General features: G+C 32.7%; 18 protein-coding genes. 9 read left to right on the top strand and 9 right to left on the bottom strand.

What is annotated here, in order from left to right; genetic code table 11:
- Positions 1–224: 224 nt before the first annotated feature.
- Positions 225–1,052: an S-adenosyl-l-methionine hydroxide adenosyltransferase family protein gene (locus IRZ99_RS06745; RefSeq protein ID WP_194656538.1), complete on the bottom strand. Its 828-nt coding sequence runs from the start codon at positions 1,050–1,052 to the stop codon at positions 225–227.
- 183 nt (positions 1,053–1,235) lie between these two features.
- Here IRZ99_RS06745 and IRZ99_RS06740 point away from each other — a divergent pair, with 183 nt between their 5' ends.
- The 7 genes from IRZ99_RS06740 to IRZ99_RS06710 all read left to right on the top strand — a co-directional run bounded on the left by IRZ99_RS06740 (position 1,236) and on the right by IRZ99_RS06710 (position 8,451).
- Entirely contained in the window at positions 1,236–2,186 is a 951-nt protein-coding gene (locus IRZ99_RS06740; RefSeq protein WP_026984005.1) for a PhoH family protein, read from the top strand.
- A 156-nt stretch (positions 2,187–2,342) separates the two neighbouring features.
- Complete coding sequence (locus IRZ99_RS06735) at positions 2,343–2,828, top strand: hypothetical protein (protein WP_194656537.1); 486 nt, start codon at positions 2,343–2,345, stop codon at positions 2,826–2,828.
- Positions 2,825–3,187: a DUF1801 domain-containing protein gene (locus IRZ99_RS06730; protein WP_194656536.1), complete on the top strand. Its 363-nt coding sequence runs from the start codon at positions 2,825–2,827 to the stop codon at positions 3,185–3,187. Before IRZ99_RS06735 ends, IRZ99_RS06730 begins: the two co-directional genes overlap by 4 nt.
- Positions 3,188–3,326: 139 nt before the next feature.
- A complete protein-coding gene (locus tag IRZ99_RS06725; protein ID WP_194656535.1) occupies positions 3,327–4,157 on the top strand; it encodes a Cof-type HAD-IIB family hydrolase in 831 nt (276 codons plus the stop codon).
- A 119-nt stretch (positions 4,158–4,276) separates the two neighbouring features.
- A complete protein-coding gene (locus IRZ99_RS06720) occupies positions 4,277–4,864 on the top strand; it encodes a hypothetical protein (RefSeq protein WP_194656534.1) in 588 nt (195 codons plus the stop codon).
- Between the two features lie 153 nt (positions 4,865–5,017).
- Positions 5,018–7,366, top strand: a complete 2,349-nt coding sequence (locus IRZ99_RS06715) for a prolyl oligopeptidase family serine peptidase (protein ID WP_194656533.1) — start codon at positions 5,018–5,020, stop codon at positions 7,364–7,366.
- A gap of 128 nt (positions 7,367–7,494) precedes the next feature.
- Positions 7,495–8,451, top strand: a complete 957-nt coding sequence (locus IRZ99_RS06710) for a phosphoribosylaminoimidazolesuccinocarboxamide synthase (protein ID WP_194656532.1) — start codon at positions 7,495–7,497, stop codon at positions 8,449–8,451.
- Positions 8,452–8,512: 61 nt separating this feature from the next.
- Here the strand turns inward: IRZ99_RS06710 and IRZ99_RS06705 are convergent, their stop codons facing one another.
- Complete coding sequence (locus IRZ99_RS06705; protein ID WP_194656531.1) at positions 8,513–9,052, bottom strand: SRPBCC family protein; 540 nt, start codon at positions 9,050–9,052, stop codon at positions 8,513–8,515.
- Between the two features lie 326 nt (positions 9,053–9,378).
- Between IRZ99_RS06705 and IRZ99_RS06700 the strand changes: the two genes are divergently transcribed.
- Positions 9,379–9,750 carry an ankyrin repeat domain-containing protein gene (locus IRZ99_RS06700; protein ID WP_194656530.1) on the top strand — a complete coding sequence of 124 codons (372 nt, stop codon included), beginning with the start codon at positions 9,379–9,381 and terminating at the stop codon, positions 9,748–9,750.
- An 83-nt stretch (positions 9,751–9,833) separates the two neighbouring features.
- Here IRZ99_RS06700 and IRZ99_RS06695 read toward each other — a convergent pair whose 3' ends face one another.
- The 7 genes from IRZ99_RS06695 to IRZ99_RS06665 form a co-directional block, all read right to left on the bottom strand.
- Positions 9,834–10,442: a DUF2238 domain-containing protein gene (locus IRZ99_RS06695; protein WP_194656529.1), complete on the bottom strand. Its 609-nt coding sequence runs from the start codon at positions 10,440–10,442 to the stop codon at positions 9,834–9,836.
- A gap of 129 nt (positions 10,443–10,571) precedes the next feature.
- Positions 10,572–13,670 (bottom strand): efflux RND transporter permease subunit, encoded by a 3,099-nt coding sequence (locus IRZ99_RS06690; RefSeq protein ID WP_194656528.1) that lies wholly within the window; start codon positions 13,668–13,670, stop codon positions 10,572–10,574.
- A 3-nt stretch (positions 13,671–13,673) separates the two neighbouring features.
- The gene (locus tag IRZ99_RS06685) at positions 13,674–14,759 is read right to left on the bottom strand and encodes an efflux RND transporter periplasmic adaptor subunit (RefSeq protein ID WP_194656527.1); all 1,086 of its coding nucleotides are present in this window, start codon (positions 14,757–14,759) and stop codon (positions 13,674–13,676) included.
- 12 nt (positions 14,760–14,771) lie between these two features.
- Complete coding sequence (locus tag IRZ99_RS06680; RefSeq protein WP_194656526.1) at positions 14,772–16,019, bottom strand: TolC family protein; 1,248 nt, start codon at positions 16,017–16,019, stop codon at positions 14,772–14,774.
- 107 nt (positions 16,020–16,126) lie between these two features.
- Entirely contained in the window at positions 16,127–17,485 is a 1,359-nt protein-coding gene (locus IRZ99_RS06675) for a HAMP domain-containing sensor histidine kinase (RefSeq protein WP_194656525.1), read from the bottom strand.
- Positions 17,482–18,162, bottom strand: coding sequence for a response regulator transcription factor (locus tag IRZ99_RS06670; protein ID WP_194656524.1), 681 nt, complete (start codon positions 18,160–18,162; stop codon positions 17,482–17,484). Before IRZ99_RS06670 ends, IRZ99_RS06675 begins: the two co-directional genes overlap by 4 nt.
- 60 nt (positions 18,163–18,222) lie before the next feature.
- Positions 18,223–19,311 (bottom strand): M42 family metallopeptidase, encoded by a 1,089-nt coding sequence (locus IRZ99_RS06665; RefSeq protein ID WP_194656523.1) that lies wholly within the window; start codon positions 19,309–19,311, stop codon positions 18,223–18,225.
- 81 nt (positions 19,312–19,392) lie between these two features.
- On the opposite strand from IRZ99_RS06665, the gene IRZ99_RS06660 reads away from it, so the two are divergent.
- A complete protein-coding gene (locus IRZ99_RS06660; protein ID WP_194656522.1) occupies positions 19,393–20,073 on the top strand; it encodes a DUF4294 domain-containing protein in 681 nt (226 codons plus the stop codon).
- Positions 20,074–20,149: the final 76 nt, after the last annotated feature.

The raw sequence follows: 20,149 nt of genomic DNA, 5'->3' as shown, positions 1-20,149 counted from the left end.
AAAATTGATTGTTCTTTTTATTAAAAAATAAAATATTCTAAAACTATAGTTTTTCTACAATCTTGTCAATTTCGACGAAGGAGAAATCCTCGCAAGCAACTCCGTAACGATAATCTAATCTTTGTTGAGCTTCTCGCGAGGATTTCTCGTGCCTCGAAATGACAAAAAAAAGGCGAATTCAGCACATCAAAAATCTAAAAACTGAACTCTAAAATCTAAATTTTCTAAAGAAACTGAATCGTAATAACATCACGATAATTCAATCCTAACAAACTATTTGCAGAGCCTACTTTTGAAGGATTACTCCTAAAAATAGCAATTTCAAGAAAACCAGCTTCATTAAAAATGGCCAATTTTTCACCTTCATAAGTTTTAATTGGATATTTGTCAGATGTTGCAATCGCTGAGTAATTCGGTAGAATGGTTTTGATACTTTTCGGTTTCATCACAATCTCATACGGGCGCCCTTTGGCAACCTCTATAAATTGCTGTTTTGAGATGTTGGTCACAATATTTCCAAAATGGTCAATGTAAATAACATATCCTTTTAGTGAATTTCCATCGTTGGCAACTACTGCTTGTAATTCAGTAATCTGTTTAATTCCGGCAACTTCTTTGCCAATAACATTCAGTAAACCGCCTTTTGCAATATGGCAGGCCACTTGTATAAAAATATCCAAATCGCTGAATTCAGCCGGAAAACGGTCGTGAATGTTGATTTCGACAATTTTCTGCGGAACGATTTTCTGCGTAAGCATACTTAGAATTCCGTTATCAGCACAAATAAAATAATGATCGTTCCATTGCATAGCAATATGCTGATTTTCTTTATTACGCTCAATATCAACACCTATAAGGTGTACGGTTCCTTTAGGAAAACTTAAATAGGAAGCACCAATAACATAACTTGCTTCGGCAGTATTAAACGGATCTATATCATGCGAAATGTCAACAATTTGAACCTCTGAATATTCAGAAAGAATCTTACCCTTTAGCGAACCAACAAAGTGGTCTTTTAAGCCGTAATCAGTAGTAAGGGTAATTATTGACATAATTTTGTTTATAACTATTGGTAGTATTTAAATCTAATTTTCATTAAATTTGAGAAATGCAAATCTAATAATACTAAATACAAATTGAAAGAAAGAAAAGACAATTTGCATTTAAAGATATGAACATACCCGACAACCACCGATTTATAAAACTGATTTATTTTTAATTTAAAACTACTTCATTTGAACGAAAGAATTATCGAGCTAATAGACATCGCTCCAAAAGACTTTTGGGGCGCTCAAGACTCTCATCTTGAAATAATTAAAAAGTACTACCCAAAGCTTAAAATAGTAGCGAGAGGGACGACTTTAAAAGCATTTGGCGAAAAAGAAGTTTTAGATGAATTCGAAAAAAGATTTCAAAGGTTAATGCTGCATTTTACCCGATACAACAACATTGATGATAATGTAATTGAACGCGTAATTATGAGTGATGGTCAGGATGAAAAAAAATCATACGATCATGACAAAATATTAGTTCATGGGGTTGGAGGTAAAATAATTAAGGCCATGACGCCTAACCAGCAACTGCTGGTAGATACCATCAAAAAAAATGATATGGTATTTGCTGTTGGTCCTGCCGGAACCGGTAAAACTTATACCGGTGTAGCAATGGCGGTTAAAGCGCTTAAAGACAAAGAAGTTAAAAGGATCATACTTACCCGACCAGCGGTTGAAGCAGGAGAAAATCTTGGTTTCTTACCCGGCGATATGAAAGAAAAACTAGATCCGTACATGCAACCTCTTTATGATGCTTTACGCGATATGCTTCCGAACGAAAAACTCGAAGATTACATTTTAAAAGGAATTATTCAGATTGCGCCGCTGGCATTTATGCGTGGGCGCACACTTGATAATGCTTTTGTAATTCTCGATGAAGCTCAGAATACAACCCATTCACAAATGAAAATGTTTTTGACCCGTATGGGGAAAAACGCCAAATTTATGATTACGGGAGATCCTGGACAGGTCGATTTACCACGCAGAACTATTTCTGGTCTTAAAGAAGCTATTTTGGTTTTGAAAGACGTTGACGGAATCGGAATTATTTATCTGGATGACAAAGATATCGTACGTCACAGATTAGTGAAAAAGGTAATTGATGCCTATAAACAAATTGAAAATCACGATTAATTTTATAAAATGTCAAATGTAAATCGTGAAATGTGTTTTGACATTTATTAATATTCGTTTTCTACATTATCTTTAATAGGAATGTGGAAAACGAATATTTTTTTTGAATTAGAAAATTAGAAAACTAGAAAATTAGATTTTAATATAAGCTTCCGAATGACAATTAGAATATTTATTTTTTTACTCTTGATATGTTTGATCTCTTGCAAAAAAGCAGAAATTCCTGTAAATAAATTTGTTGGAACATGGTATGATACAGAATATATAGTTCCTGGTAGATCAAAAATTAAAATTAATAAAGACAGTTCTTTTTCTTATCGAAGTGCTGGCTGTGATTGGAGGGTATTATCAAAAGGGAAGTGGAAAATAATTGGAGATTCAATAGAGTTAAATAGCACAAGTAGTGATACATGTTATAGAATGTTTCCTTTTATTGAATGCATTCCTGTTGGAAAATACAAAAGAAAAGATCTTTTGACAATTCCTAACTTTGATCCTAAAATTGATGCTTCTTTTGCAATTTTCGATAAAGAAATATTTTATATTAAAAATGATTCTCTAGTTTACAAATTAAAAGCAAGCTCTAATTGTCCTGATACTTTGAAAATAAAGTACGCAAGAACTCAAAAGATTAGAAAATGAAACAACTAGATGATTTCTATCTAAAACAAGAAGAGCCCATAAAAGGCGTATTTCTTGCATTAAGAGAAATTATTCTAAAACAAGATCCAGAAATTACTCATGTTTTAAAATACGGGATGCCCTTTTTTTGCTACAAAGGAAAAATGTTCTGCTATTTATGGATTCATAAAAAACACAAACAACCTTACGTCGGAATTGTGGAAGGAAAACATTTTGATGAAACATTTTTACTTCAGGAATCGCGTTCGAGAATGAAAATTATGTTGTTTAATCCTAATGAAGATTTGCCATTGGAACAAATTGAAACGGTTATTCAGAAAGCATTAAATTTATATAAATCGGGAATTATAAAAGTTTAAATTATTTATAATTCAATATTTAACGAAATAGTTAAATAAATAATAAACTTCGCTCTTTTCGGGCTTTTAAGCTTTGTAATCTTTGCTCTTCTGAGCCTAAAGCCGTAAATTTGCATTATATAAATACTTGATTTTTAATATGACTAAGCTTAGAAATATAAAAGTTGTAGTAAGTGACCTTGACGGAACTTTACTCAACCCTCAACACAAAATTTCAGATTATACCAAATCCATTTTTCAGGAACTTCACAATCAAAATTATCTTATCGTTGTTGCTACAGGCCGTCATCATCTTGATGCTATGGCTATTATTGAAACACTTGAAGTTCCGGTTTATTTAGTGAGTTCAAACGGAGCGAGAATTCATTCGCCGGAAAAAGAAGAACTTTTTTCATTCAACTTAGACAGTGAGGTTGTGAAAAATGCTTTAAATGTTGATATTGACCCTGCTATTACGGTAGTTTTATTCAAAGAAAATGTTTGGCAAACCAATAAAATAAATGAAAAATTAAACGCTTTTCAAGCTGAACTAAAATATCGCCCGGAATTAGTAGATTATAAAACATTGGAAGATTTTGGTGCAATAAAAATTTTCTTCTCCTGCGATGATCATGAGAAATTAGTAAAGTTGAAAGATGCTATTTTGGCCAATTCTTCAGAACATCTACATCACGCTTTTAGTTTGCCGACTTGTTTGGAATTTATGGATAAAGCTGTAGACAAAGCGGTTGCCATTGAAAGAGTTTTAGAAAAAGAAGGATTTACTTTAGAAGAAGCAGTTTCTTTTGGAGATGGTTTCAATGACGTTCAAATGTTGTCTGTATCAGGAAAAGGCCTAATTATGGGAAATGCTCCTGCTTTACTAAAAGAAACTTTACCTAATTTAGAAGTTATTAAAACGAATGCCGAAGATGGTGTGGCTAGATATATTTCTTCAAAAATATTAGATAAAGAATTTGTAATTGGTTAATTTTTAAATATTTACCGATAAAACATGTTGTTGATTAAAGCTAAATTTATAAATTTATAGGAAATTTACCAGATTTCGGTATAGGCCTTTTATAAGATAGTAACTTAATCTTTAGCATTATGAACAAATTTTTACTTCAGCTTCAAAAAAATTGTATTTCTGGAATTATCCTTTTATTACCTCTGGTTGTGTTTTTTATGATACTTGAGAAAGTTTGGGGATTTTTTCGAAAGTATGGTGATAAAGTATCTCACATATTACATTTAGATAAAGTGTTAGGTCCAATAGGGAGTGATATTCTGGGAGGATTATTTCTGATTTTATTGATTTATTTTAGCGGTTATTTAATGCAATTCTCTTTCTTGAAAAGATTTACAGAATGGATTGACGATAAATTAATGGTTTTCTTACCTGGTTATGAAAAGAATAAAAAATTAGCTGAAGAAAAATTAGCTCATAAAGTTGAAAAGCCAAAAACAGATTTGCCTATTTTATTAAAACAAGGTGATTACTGGCAACCTGCACATTTAATTGAAGAAAATGAAGATGGAAATGCGGTAGTATTTGTACCAACAGCACCTGCTAAAGACCAAGGGCAAATTTATGTTGTAAACATAGCAAGTATAAAGAAACTGCCAGACACTACTTTAGGAAATCTGGACGCATCTATTAAATCATTAGGAAAAGGAATTTTAGATTTTAAATAATTCTTTTACAACTACAGATATGTAATCCCTGAAAGTTTTTTCAGGGATTTTCTTTTTTAATTAAGTACTATCTAAGACCGGAAGATCAATAAAGAAAAACAATTTTTTTAATAACTTTCAAAGTGTATTTTTGTTTTCTCAAAACAACTCCCCATGACAAAAAACATTTTTATACTTGCCTTTTTATTTCTTTCAATTACTGGAAAAAGCCAAAACCTAAAATTAGAAGAAATAATGAAAGGTGAATCTTTTATTGGAAATCAACCAACAAACGGGCGTTGGTCTTTAGACGGAAAAAAGGTTTATTTTGAATGGAATCCGAAAAATGAATTAGGAACAAGTACTTACTTCTGGCAGAAAGGAATGAGTAAACCAGAGCTAGTTTCTCCAAAAGAAGAAGCTTTTTCTCAAATGGATTTTAAAACAAAACCTGGATCAGATGTTGTTTATTATCTGGATAAAGGAAGTTTGTATTCCTATTCCATTCAATCTAAAACTTCAAAGAAATTAATTCAGCAATCTACCCCAATTTCTAATTTGCAATTAGGAACTCAAAGTGGAGTATTGTTTTTTGAACAAAATGATAATATTTTTAAATACAATACTAAAGACGGGTCGCTTTTACAAATAACCAACTTTAATAAAGGAATTAAAAAAGAAACAAAACCGGAAAAAGAGAACTTTTTAAACACGCAACAAAAAGAATTGTTCCAATTTATTAAAGATAAGGAAGCAAAAAAACAATGGAATCTTGCTAAAAGCAAAGCAGTAAAATCTGATTTTGCCAAAGAGTATTTTTATGGTAAAGACCAGTTTTATAATCTGAAACCGAATCCAAATGGAAATTTTGCTACTTTTTTATTAGTTGAGGAACCGGAAATAAAAAAGGAAACGATGGAAGTTTTTATTACTGCTGACGGCTATAATCAAACTCCGGAAACAAAAGAGAAAGTTTCTACAGCCAATTTTGTTAAAACTAAATTTGGAATTTATTCTGTTGTAAAAGATTCAGTTTACTACCTAAATTTTTCGACTTTAAGTCATATTCAGGATGCACCAAAGTATTATGAATTGTATGATAATTTAAAAAACAAAGCTAAAGAAGACAAATTGATTGTTCCTCAGGCTCCCGTTTATAATGAAGACGGTTCATTAGCGATTGTCGAAATCAGAAGCCAGGACAACAAGGACAGATGGTTGGTAAACTTAAATTTAGATAAAGGGACTTTTGAAGAAATTGAATATCAGCATGACGAAGCCTGGATAGGCGGGCCTGGTATTCCGGGATATTCTTTTGAATCAGGAACTCTTGGTTTTTTAGCAGATCAGGAAACTATTTATTTTCAATCTGAAGTTACAGGATATTCTCATTTGTATACTTATAATGTAAAATCTAAAAAGAAAACACAACTGACAAAGGGAAATTGGGAAGTTCGTGATGTTACTTTATCAAAAGATAAAAAAGCATTTTATTTAACGACAAACACAACTCATCCCGGAAATAGAAATTTCTACAAATTAGCTGTTGCTGATGGTGTTTTACAACCCATTTTAACTAAAGATGGAGCACATGAAGTAGTACTTTCACCAGATGAAAAGTCACTATTAGTTCGATATTCCTATAAAAATATTCCATGGGATTTTTATTTAGCTGATAATAAGAAGAACACTACCTTACAGCAAATATCTTCTTCAACTACAGAAGCTTTCAAACAATATCAATGGAGAACTCCTGAAGTAATTACATTTAAAGCGCAAGATGGAACTCCTGTTAACGCACGAATTTATACGCCTAAAGCAGAAGTTTCCAATAAAGCTGCTGTAATTTTTGTGCACGGAGCAGGATATCTTCAAAATGCTCATAATTTCTGGAGCAATTATTACAGGGAATTTATGTTTCATAATTTATTGACCGATTTAGGTTATACTGTTTTAGATATCGATTATAGAGGAAGTGACGGTTATGGTAGAGATTTCAGAACCGGAATTTATCGTTTTATGGGAGGAAAAGATTTATCTGATCATCTCGACGGAAAGAAACTATTAGTTGAAAAATATGGTATTGACGCCAATAGAGTAGGAATATATGGAGGTTCATATGGTGGATTTATTACTTTAATGGGAATGTTGACAACTCCAGGCGAATTTACTTCGGGTGCAGCGTTGCGTTCTGTTACAGATTGGGCACATTACAACCACGGATATACGGGAAACATTTTGAATTTTCCAGAAACTGATCCGCAAGCTTATAAAAAAAGCTCACCAATATATTTTGCGGACAACTTAAAAGGAAACCTTGTAATGCTCCACGGAATGGTTGATGATAATGTTGAGTATAAAGATGTTGTGCGTTTGTCTCAACGTTTTATAGAATTGGAGAAAAAGAATTGGACTTTGGCTTCATTCCCTGTAGAATCACACGGATTTAAAGAAACCTATTCGTGGATTGATGAATACGGCAGAATCTTAAACTTATTTAATTCAACGCTTCTGAAAAAATAGTTTACAGTTACGGTTTTCAGTCAAAGCATCAAAACTGAAAACTGTGACTGAAAACTGGATACTTTCTTGTTTGCTCTTTTAATTAGTTTTAAATTTGCATTCATAAAACAACAACACAACTTAGGATAATGAGCAATACAATTACAACAACAAATTTTAATTTCCCGAATCAGAAATCAGTTTACCGCGGAAAAGTTAGAGAAGTTTACAATATTAATGACGAACTTTTAGTAATGGTGGCAACCGATAGACTTTCAGCTTTTGATGTGGTTTTACCAAAAGGGATTCCGTACAAAGGACAAATTTTGAATCAGATTGCAACCCGATTTATGGAGTTAACAGAAGATATTGTTCCCAATTGGTTGATTGCCACACCAGATCCAAACGTTGCTGTTGGACATTTATGCGAGCCATTCAAAGTAGAAATGGTAATTCGTGGTTATGTTTCAGGACACGCCGCTCGTGAGTATGCTGCAGGGAAAAGACAAATTTGTGGTGTAACTATGGCAGAAGGGCTAAAGGAAAATGATAAATTTCCAGAGCCAATTATTACGCCGACTACAAAAGCTGATAACGGTTCTCATGATGAGGATATTTCTCGTGAGGATATATTAGCAAAAGGAATTGTTTCTGAAGAAGATTATATTGTTTTAGAAAAATATACACGTGATTTATTTCAAAGAGGAACTGAAATCGCTGCAAGTCGTGGTTTGATTTTAGTTGATACAAAATATGAATTCGGAAAAACGAAGGATGGCGTAATTGTTTTGATTGATGAAATCCATACTCCGGATTCTTCTCGTTATTTTTATGCTGATGGATATCAGGAAAGACAGGAAAAAGGTGAGGAGCAAAAACAATTGTCAAAAGAGTTTGTACGTCGTTGGTTGATCGAGAATGGTTTTCAAGGTCAGGAAGGACAACAAATTCCTGATATGACAGATGAATATATCGAATCTGTATCAGAGAGATACATTGAATTATACGAGAATATTTTAGGAGAAAAATTTGTTAAAGCTGATATTGCAAATATTGATCAGCGTATTAATAAAAATGTATTAGAATATCTTTCTACTAAAGCTTAATTTTTAGTTTTAAACTTATATGAATAGCCCCGGATTAAATTATTTTAATCCGGGGCTATTTTTATTGCTCCATTTTAGTTTTCAAATTCTCAAGTCCCTTTTGTAGATCTTTGCCAATCATTTCATCCATTTTCATCATGGGCATCATAATATTCATCGGATAGGGAAAAACACCGTTGATTCCCCATTTTACTTTTGTTTGATTTGCTGAGATGGCTTCTGTAGACATAAAACCAACCGCAGTATCATTCATAGGTTCCTTAAAACGAAGAGCAAAGTCAATACGTTTTCCTTCTGTTACCTTAGTAATTTCCTGTTCACCAACTCCTACATCTTTTACCTTACTTTCCCATGCAGAAATGGCACCAACAGATCCGTCAGTTCCTTTATAAGTTAACTTCATTTGGGGATCTATATTAGCCCAAACACTAAAATCGTTTTGATTCTTCAGGTATCTAACATAACTAAAAACACTATCAGATGGTTTGTTGATAGTAATTTCTCTTTCTACAGCATAGTCTTTGGGCATAAAATAAGCTGTAATTAATACAACTGATACAATTAAGATCAGAATAAGTAAAATTCTTTTGATGATTAGCATAATCGGTGGTTTTAAGGTTAGTACTAGTTTATTTCGCTAATATTTAATAGTAAAGTTAAAAAAGTAAAGAATTGATTTTATGGTATTTTAATTTTTTATAAGATTTTTTATATTTTTTTTAATTCAAACTGTAACATATTGAATAAATGAGCGTCTATATATGAAACGGTAAATTAACATTCAAATATGTTTATTAGATAATTATTAAATGAATGTTAAGAATTAGTTAAAACAAGGTACTTGGCAATGCATAATACAAAAATAGAATTACATTTACATAGAATTTAAAAATCATCAATAATCAATCAATTTAACAATCAATCAACATGAAAAAATCAGTAATTATCTTAGGAGTAGCTCTAGTAGCATTTGCCAATGTTTCAATGGCAGCAGGTCACATGAACCCAAAATTTGAAATTTTAAATAGTTCTGCAGGTCCATTGCATGTAGCAATAAGTAAAGGAGATGTAGAAATAGTAAGAAAATTTATTGCATACGGTGCAAATGTAAATGAACAATCTGAAGACATGACACCTTTAATGATCGCAGCTCGATACAATAAAGTTGAGATTATGAAAATTTTATTAGAAAATGGAGCGCGTCCAAATGATAAGAACGAAAAAGGTTATACAGCTTTGAAATATGCAGAAATATCAAATGCAACTGATGCAATTGCTATTTTGAAAAGTTTAAAATAACAGTTTGTTTAAATCTAGTTTGAGTTAGTATAAAAACGGCCTTCCTTGAGCAGAGGGCCGTTTTTTTATTTTCTAGTTTCAAATTAGTTTTCAAAATCTATTTGCTGAATTTCCTTGTCCTGAATTTTTGAAAACAAGATCAAAGCTGTAATTGCTCCAATAGTTGCAAACAACATATCAGATTGCGTATCCCAAACATAACCTTGTGTTCCAAGAAATGAATCCCCACCTTCACCAGTTGCCAGCGAAACAAACCATTCAATAAATTCATAAGCGGCACTAATCGCCAGACAAATGCTGACAATAATGAAGTTGAAAAAGCTTTTATTATTGATTACTTCTTTTCGAATAAATAATTCCCTGATAATCATTGCCGGAACCAATCCCTGAGCAAAATGTCCTACTTTGTCATAATTATTCCTGCTTTGATGGAAAATTTCTTTTATATAATCAAAGAATGGAACTTCAGCATAAGTATAATGCCCGCCAATAAATAGAATAATACAATGAATTAAGATCAGTGTATAAGTGAAATTTGTAAAGCGGAATTTTTTAAAAGTAAAAGCTAAAACGAGGAAACCAATAATGGCTGGAATAATTTCAAGAAAACAAGTAAATCCTTCTTTTGGATTAATGACAGAAGCCAATAGTGAAATTAAAAAAAGCGTTATTAAAAAATAGATATATTTCATGAATAGTTTAATTGATTTGATGCAAGATATTAAACTAAAATGTAATGGAATCAAAAAAGCACCATTAAAAAATAATGATGCTTTTTCTTTAACCAAATTAACTTAACCAATTAATTTATTTTAAAATCCTTATTCAATAGGAACATGTTTTTTGCGATTGAAAATCCAAAATATAATTGGGAAAACCAAAAGCGTTAAAATAGTTGCTGTTATCAAACCTCCAATAATTACAATGGCCAAAGGTTTTTGTGATTCAGAACCAATTCCGGTTGAAATTGCTGCCGGCATTAAACCTATCGATGCCATTAAAGCAGTCATAACAACGGCTCTTGTTCTGGCTTTAACTCCCATAAATATGGATTCTTCCAATGTGAATTTGGCTTTCAGATTATGATGGAATTCAGAGATCAGAATTACTCCATTTTGAATACAAATTCCCAAAAGAGCAATAAAACCAACACCAGCTGAAATTCCAAAATTCATTCCTGTAATATGTAGTGCCATAATTCCACCAATAATCGCAAACGGAACATTCGCTAAAACAAGGAGTGAATCTTTAATATTTCCGAATAAAATAAACAGCAATACAAATATTCCGATTAAACTGATTGGCACAACCTGAGCCAAACGCGCGCTGGCACGAACCTGATTTTCAAATTCTCCTGTCCATCCGGTTGTGTAACCGTTTGGCATTTTCAATTCGGCCACTTTTTTCTGTGCTTCTGCAATGGTACTTCCTAAATCGCGATCACGAACAGAGAATTTAACACCAATAAAACGTTTTGTATTGTCTCTGTAAATGAAAGCCGGACCAGTTACGGTTTTAATGTCGCAAATTTCTTTCAACGGAATTTTAGCACCGCTAATGGTTGGAACTTTAAGTTCTGCCAAATCCTCTTCATCTTTTCGGTATTCTTTAGAAAAACGAACTCTCACATCAAATTTTTTCTCATCTTCATATTTTTGAGTTGCCGTTTTCCCGCCAAAAGCTAATTCTAAAACAGCTTGTGCGTCATTCAATGTAACACCATAAGCGGCCATTTTTTCTCGATCCAGAATTACACTAATTTCTGGCTGACCAACATTTCTCAGAATTCCGGCATCTTTTATACCTGGAATATCTTTAATTTTTGCCAGAACTTCATTTGATAATTCATCGAGTTTATCTAAATCATCTCCATAAATTTTTACAGCGTTTGAAGCTTTAAAACCAGCTACAGATTCGGCTACGTTATCAATAACGGGCTGAGAATAATTATAGGTAATTCCCTGATGTACTTTCAGTTTATTGTCCATTTCATTAATCAGGTCATCCATACTGATTTTTCGGGTCCATTCTGATTTTGGTTTTAAATCAACCTGAAGCTGAATAAATCCAAATCCATTCGGGTCTGTTCCGTCATTGCTACGACCTGTTTGAGACAACACATTTTTTACTTCCGGAAAGCTTTCAAGATCTTTACGAATCATTGCGGCGGTTTGCACACTTTCAGGAAGCGAAGTACTCATTGGTAACTCTGCAGTTACCCATAAAGCTCCTTCATTTAATTGTGGCAGGAATTCAGTTCCTAAAAAAGTTGACGAAAAGAATATAGAAGCAACAATTGCTATAGAAGCAATCAGCGTTTGTATCTTATGTTTAAAAGTCCAGGCGAATCCTTTTCCAACAATTCTATCCCAGAAGTTAACAAACGGATTGTGTTTTTCTTTTACATTTTTATTTAAAAGAATATGGGATAAAACCGGTACTAAAGTCAAAGTGAACAGTAAAGCTCCCATTAACGCAAAACCTAAAGTGTAGGCTAGGGGCGAGAACATTTTTCCTTCTACTTTCTGGAATGAGAATATCGGCAATAAAGCGGTAATAATGATTAATTTAGAAAAGAAAATAGCTTTACCCATTTCAGTTCCGGTTTTTTTAATCAAACTTCCTTTGGCAATTTTATTGTAAGCAGTCATTCCCAATTGATGCGCCCGGTGGTCCAATACCACAAACAATCCCTCGACCATCACCACCGCGCCATCAATAATAATTCCGAAATCGACTGCACCCAAACTCAGTAAGTTGGCACTCATTCCCATCATCTTCAGACATAAAAAAGCAAACAATAAGGATAATGGAATAACAATCGAAACTGTAAAAGTAGTTCGCCAATCGGCCATGAATAAAAACACGACACAAGTAACCAGAATAATTCCTTCAAATAAATTGTGCATTACCGTTTCGGTCGTGAAATTCATCAAATTATCACGATCGTAAAAGGTTTCAATTTTAATATCTTTCGGAAGAACATTATCATTTAAATCTTTGATTTTATCTTTAATTAAGGCTAATGTTTCCTGAGCGTTTTCTCCTTTTCGCATTACGACAATTCCTTCAACAGCATCATCGTTTTTGCCAATTCCGGTTTGCCCGACTCTCGGCATAGAACTTTCATAAACCGAAGCGACATTTTTTACTAAAATCGGATTTCCTCCAGCATCATCAACAATAATATTTTCAATATCCGGAATCGATTTTAAAAGCCCAACACCGCGAACTACAAATGCCTGACCGTTTTTCTCAATAATATCTCCACCAACATTTAAGTTTCCGGCATTAACAGCATTGTAAACTTGCAATGGTGTAATGTTGTATTTCGCTAATTTGATAGGATCAACACCAACTTCATACGTTTTAGTTTGTCCTCCAAAAACGTTTAAATCGGCAACACCAGGAACGGAACGAAGTTGTTTGTCAATTACCCAGTTTTGGTAAGTCAACAATTCTCTACTGTCTCTGCTGTTACTTTTTACAATATATCTGAATATTTCTCCTGTTGGTCCATACGGAGGCTGAACATCGGGTTCAACATCTTCCGGAAGAGAAACATTTTTCAATAAATTATTGACCTGCTGACGCGCGAAAGTGTCGTCGACTCCATCATCAAAAATGATTTTGATTACAGATAATCCAAACATGGTAATACTGCGAACGCTTGTCTTCTTTTGAACAGAGTTCATCGAGATTTCGATAGGAGAAGTCACAAAACGTTCAACTTCTTCAGCACTTTTTCCATTCCATTGTGTAATGATAATAATCTGAGTATTCGTTACATCCGGAAAGGCATCAATTGGCATATTTTTGAAGGAAATAAATCCGGCAACCGCCAATAATCCCACCCAAAAAAAGGTGAATGCTTTATTCTTAAGCGAAAAAGCAATAATATTTCTAATGAATTTGTTCATGACTTATTCGTTTAAGGCGCGATAAATAAATAACTGATTGTTAGTAATGACTTTTTCGTTTTCTTTTAAGCCACTTTTAATATAGGTAGTGTCTCCAACAACACTATAAACTTCAACTTGTCTTGTCTCGATATTGTGACGATCTTTAAAAACCATTACAAAGTTTTTACTTTTATCGAAAACAATGGCATCACTCGGAATAGCTATCAGAGATTTATCTTCTTTAAAAGATAATTTGATATTGGCATTCATATCAGGTTTTAATAAATAACCGGGATTTTGCAGTTTTATACGTGCCTGCATCGCTTTGGTCTCCGGATCAATTACGTTGAAAATTTTATCTACTTTTCCTTTAAAAACTTTATCGGGATAACTCAAAGTGGTTACATCGGCGTCAATTCCAAGTTTGACTTTGTTTATGTCCACTTCATTAATATTAGCCATTGCCCAAACTTCGCTGATTTCGGCAATATCAAATATGTTTTCAGAACGGTCACTTCTTAAAAGCATATCCTGATTAATACTTTTCTGAATGATAAAACCACTAATTGGTGCCGTTACTTCATAAATAGAGCCTGCTTTGATATTATAGATTTTATAAGTCTCCTGGATTTTTCCTAATTGTGATTGTGCTTTGTTTACTTCAGATTTTGCCTGAAGAACATCACTTTCAGAATTTAATTTTCCATCAAATAATTCCTGAGCCACTTTCAAATTGTTTTTTGCCACTAATAGATCACTTTTTGCATCAAGAGATTGTTTCTCAAAATCGGCGATATCAGTACTTTTTATGGTTGCTAAAACTTGTCCTTTGTGTACGTAATCTCCAAGTTCGACATTTACTTTAATAACATTTCCACCAACAAGCGGATATACGTCAATCATTTTATTATTGTCAGCTGTTATTTTTCCGTAAAAACTCAATTCGTTTTTTACAGGTTGTGTTTGTGCAACAGCCGTTGTAGTGGTTTTTAGCATTGAATCACTTAATGCAAAAGAAGTATTGGTCTGTGGATTTTCAACTTCTTTTTTACAGCTTGCGAACGTCAGACTCACAATTGCAATTACTATTATTAGTTTATGTTTCATCTTTATTTAGTTTTAGAATAAGTCTTTGTTAATGGTGCTGTTTAATTCTTCTCCTGAAAGTGCTAGTTTTTTCTTCAATTCATTAACCTGAACTGTTGCCTGATTGTAGCTTTCCATAAAATCTGTAAATTCTAACAAACTCACGTTTCGTTTTTGAAAATTGGTTAGCATTCCGTTGTAAACGGCATCAAAGTCTGCATTCACAGTTGGTTTTATAACCGCGTAGTTTTTTCGGGATTCATCCCATTTATTCCAGGCTGATGTGATTTCTGTTTGCAATTGCAAATCAAAATTTTGTTTCTCAACTTTAGACTGATCTAAAATGGTCTGAGCATATTTTATGTTTCCTTTATTTTTATTCCAAAGCGGAAGCGGAATACCAAGCGTCAAATTAGCTTCTTTATTAAAGGCGCCACTTCGTTGATCGTAGGTCGCGCCAACAGTTATATCCGGAACTGAAAGTGATTTTTGCCATTTAACATTAATTTCGTTGGCATCAATTTCTTTTTGTTTTGCTAAATAATCAGGACGATTGGCGATCGCTTGCTCTTCAAAAGATTTTAAATCAAAATTGATAGTTTTAAGATATTTATTGAATTCTGTATCAGATACAATCGGAACTATAGTTTCAGTTGAATTCAATAATAATTTCAAATTCGCTTGTTCTTCAATATTGTTATTGACCACTTCCATTCTTTCATTTTTGAAATTCAGATAAAGAGATTGTAGACGAACAACATCTTTCAAAGGAATATTTCCTTTCTGTGCCTGAATAGAGTAAGAGTTGATTAAATCTTCAATATGAGCCAATTGTTTATCAGTAGTTTCAAGAGTTTTGGTGTTGTAATAAACTGTGTAGAAGCTCTTGCGCAATTGCAATTTTAAGGTTCGTAGTAAATCATTAAATTGCAATTCAGCCAATTGCTCATTAGTTTGAGCCAGTTTTACTTCATTACGTTTTTTTCCGCCTAAGTAAATAAGCTGTTCGATACCAAATGCTTTTTGTCCGTCTTTTCCAATATCAAAATATTGATTTCTTTCAGGATTATAAGCATTTAATTCTGCCGTAATGGTCGGATTATCCCAAATACGTGCCTGAATGGTCAGCGCTTTTGAGGCATCAATATTATATTGGGAGGCCAGTAAAAATAGATTGTTTTTTAAAAATTGGCTTTCACAATCTTCAAGAGTGACTGTTTTTTGAGCAAAGCCTGCCTGACTTGCCAAAATCAGAAATAGGAGTGCAATTAACTTTTTCATTGTATCGGTTTTATTTGATACAAAGATGCTATCGCAAGACTTTAAGAGACCTTAATAATCAACTTAAAAAGACCTTAAAAATGATTTATATGGAAGTAAAAATAATCTTAGTGAAAAATCAATTGAAAGAGATTGGTGTTTTTTTGAGGAATACTGTATTTGATTTTAGCATTGTGGAGCGTTAAAATACGATTGACAATACGCAATCCAAGTCCAAAGCCAGCAGTACCTTTTGAGTTTTCGCCGCGCATGAAAGGCTGAAAAAGATTTTTCTGCTCGTTCTCACTCAAAGTATTTCCGGTATTTGAAATTGAAATAATAAGATGATCATTTTTACTGCTAATTTTTACGTTGGCTTGTTTGTTGTCCGAGTAAATACAAGCATTTTTTAGAACATTACCTATGGCAATTTCGAGTAAATTTTTGTTTCCTTTAATTTCTAAAGCAGTATCTAAATTGTCATTTTCTTCCATTTCAAAAAGAATGACGAAATCAGGAAAGCTTTTGTTTAAGTTTTCAATTGCCGAAAACAGAATTTCATCTATTCGTTGTACTTCATGATTTTCAAGATTTTTATTATCAATTTTAGAAAGAATCAATAGCGAATTAATAAGTTCGGTTAATTGATTGACATCTGTTAAAATTGTTTTTAAGAAAGATTTCCCTTTATCAGATGTTGAGTCATCTATAATGGTATTTTCAATCTGCGAAGTTATGCGAGACAACGGAGTTCTGAGCTCATGCGAAGCATGCGCCGTAAATTCTTTTTGTTTTTGATAGGAAACTTCAATTCGGTCCATCATGAAATTAAATTCATTGGCAATCAAATCGATTTCATTTTTAGTACTTTTTGATTCTATACGAGTGTCAAGATTGTTCTCATTTATGTTTTTTATTTTTTGATGGAAAATACTAAGCGGACTCATTGCTTTTTTTACCATAAAGGAAGTTAAAACCCAACAAATACAGGTAAAGAATATATAAGAAACAATTAAAGTATATCTTAGAAAAAGCAATTTTCGTTTTCCATAATCATCTGTTGCCGATATTAAAGCGTAAAAATCTTTGTCTTTTGTATCATAGAAAACGCCATAAACTTCATAATTACCTTGTTGTTTAAAAAAGGTTTTATGTTTTTTAAGGTATTTTAAATCATCAATAGACCAGTTTATTTTGGCATCGTCAATACTGCTGTAGATTAATTTGTAATTAGAATCAAATACTAATGTTTTTTCGTCATACAATTTATTGATGGAGTTTTGATCAATCATTTTCAAAAGCTGATCATCAACTTCTTTTACATTGACCAAAAGTTTAATATTAGAAAGAGCTTTAATTTCCAAGCGATCACGAAATTCCTCTTTTCTAAAATTAGAATACAAAACAAATATCACAGTAGATGCCAACCCAAAAAGGATTGTAAACAGCAAACTAACTAAAAGTGATATTCGGTTTTTTAAAGTCATTCCTGATCGCTTAAATAATATCCGTAACCAATTTTGGTCCGAATCAGTTTTACTTCATGGTCTTTATCAATTTTCTTCCTTAAAAAATTAATATAAACTTCAATGGTATTTTGATTGGTTTCAATATGATAGTCCCAAAGTTTCTCTGCAATAAATTGTTTCGATAAAACTTTTCCTTTGGCTTGAGCCAAGATCAGAATCAATTTAAATTCTTTTGGAGTCAATTTGATTTCTTCGCCTGAACGAAAAACTTTCATATCATCTTCCAGAATTTCTAAATCTTCTATGATAATCTTATTTTCGCTTTGCTGCGGAATATCTTTTCGTCTTAATAAAGAAGAAATACGGGCATACAATTCCTCAAAATGAAATGGTTTTACCAAATAATCATCGGCACCATTATCAAATGAAGCCAATTTATCTTCAATTTCACTAAAAGCAGTTAGCATTATAATAGGAGTCTTTTTATCAATTTCCCTAATTCCCTTACAGACATCAATTCCATTAATTCCAGGTACATTAATATCTAGAATAATCAAATCATATTCCTGCGGAAGGTATTTCTTCAATAATAAAGAACCATCATAATATGGTATACACTCGAATTCTTTTGAAGTAAAGAATGCAGAAATTTCTTTAGATAAAGTAAAATCGTCTTCGAGTAGTAGTAGTTTCATGCTGTATTTTATTAATCCATTCGGCTAATAATCACCGAATGGACGTTTTAAATTTCTTTCTTATTTAAAATAAGAAAAAGTCTCATTATTTTCAATTTTCAATAACGATTCATAAATCAACTGAATGACATTTTCAACATCTTCTCTGTGAACCATTTCAACAGTCGTATGCATATAACGTAAAGGTAACGAAATCAGTGCAGACGCCACACCGCCATTGCTGTAAGCAAAAGCATCGGTGTCAGTTCCCGTTGCTCTTGAAGTAGCGTGACGCTGAAACGGAATTTCATTTTCCTCAGCCGTATCCACAATTAAATCGCGTAGTTTATTTTGAACTGCCGGAGCATAAGCAATAACTGGTCCTTTACCCATTTTAAGATCACCCTCTACTTTTTTGTCAATCATAGGAGTAGTGGTGTCGTGGCAAACATCAGTAACAATTGCTACATTTGGTTTAATGGTTTGTGCAATCATTTCAGCACCTCGCAAACCAATTTCTTCCTGAACAGAGTTTACAATATACAATCCAAACGGAAGTGTTTTTTTATTTTCATGCAATAAACGAGCAACTTCAGCAATCATAAAACCACCCATTCTGTTGTCGATAGCACGACAAACGAATTTATTCTCATTCAAAATCATGAATTCATCAGGATAAGTAATTACACAACCTACATGAACGCCCATTTCAAGAACCTGTTCTTTAGTTTCACAACCCAGATCAATAAAAATGTTACTCAATTTCGGAATTTCCTCTTTGTCACGCAAACGAGTATGAATCGCCGGCCATCCAAAAACACCTTTTACAATCCCTTTCTTAGTATGAATATTAACTCTTTTTGACGGTGCAATCTGATGATCGGAACCACCGTTACGTATTACATATAGTAAACCATCATCTGTAATATAGTTTACGTACCACGAAATTTCATCCGCATGACCTTCGATTACCACTTTAAAAGCGGCATCAGGATTTATAATTCCAACTGCTGTTCCATAAGTATCGGTAATAAATGTATCAACGTAGGGTTTCAAATAATTCATCCAAAGTTTTTGTCCTTCACTTTCATATCCGGTAGGCGAGGCGTTATTTAGGTAGCTTTCAAGAAAAGCAATTGAGGTATCTTTTAAGATAGATTCAGTACTCATAAAAATATTTTTTTGCTAATTTATAAATTTGGTATTAGAGTTGTGTATAAATATATAATTTTACATTTAAATTATGACTCGATGAGATTTACCTACATTCTTTTATTTTTTATATTGATTTCGTTTTCAAGCCAGGCTCAGGTTACACCAAAAGAAAACCAGCAAATGGGCTACGTACTAACAGAACGGGATTCTATTTTGGGCGATACGATCGAATTGCCAGAGATTATTATTACCAAAGAGAAGCTCGATCCCGAAGCGCAAAAGCAATTCATGATTCTGCAGAATAGAGTTTATAAAGTGTATCCGTACGCAAAATTAGCTGCAGATAGATTGACCGCTTTAAATCAGGGAATGGCACGTCTGAAAACCAATCGTGAAAAAAAGAAGTATTTTAAAATTGTAGAAGACTATCTAAATAATGAATTCGAAGCAAGACTAAAAAAGCTTTCGCGTAAACAAGGTCAGATTCTAGTAAAGTTAGTTCACAGACAAACGGGAATTACAACCTATGAATTAATTAGAACCTTAAAAAGCGGTTTCAAAGCGTTCGTCTCAAACACTACTGCCAGTTTGTTTGATATTAGTTTAAAAAAAGAATACAAGCCATATGAAGTCAATGAAGACTATTTAATAGAAACAATTCTACAAAGAGCATTCGAATCCGGCCGATTGGTAAATCAGAAAGCAGCAAATCCCCTAAATTATAATGATCTTATGAATCATTGGGAAGAAAAAGCAAAAGAACCCAAAGGGAAATAAGGCTACGTATATAGTATAACAAACCCGACAGTTTATTAAAATCTGTCGGGTTTGTTTTTATACATATATATAAGAT

The organism is Flavobacterium sp. LC2016-12 (assembly GCF_015351595.1).
GTDB lineage: Bacteria > Bacteroidota > Bacteroidia > Flavobacteriales > Flavobacteriaceae > Flavobacterium.
Note: the sequence above shows the minus strand (reverse complement) of the source record. Positions and strands in the feature narration are given on the sequence as shown.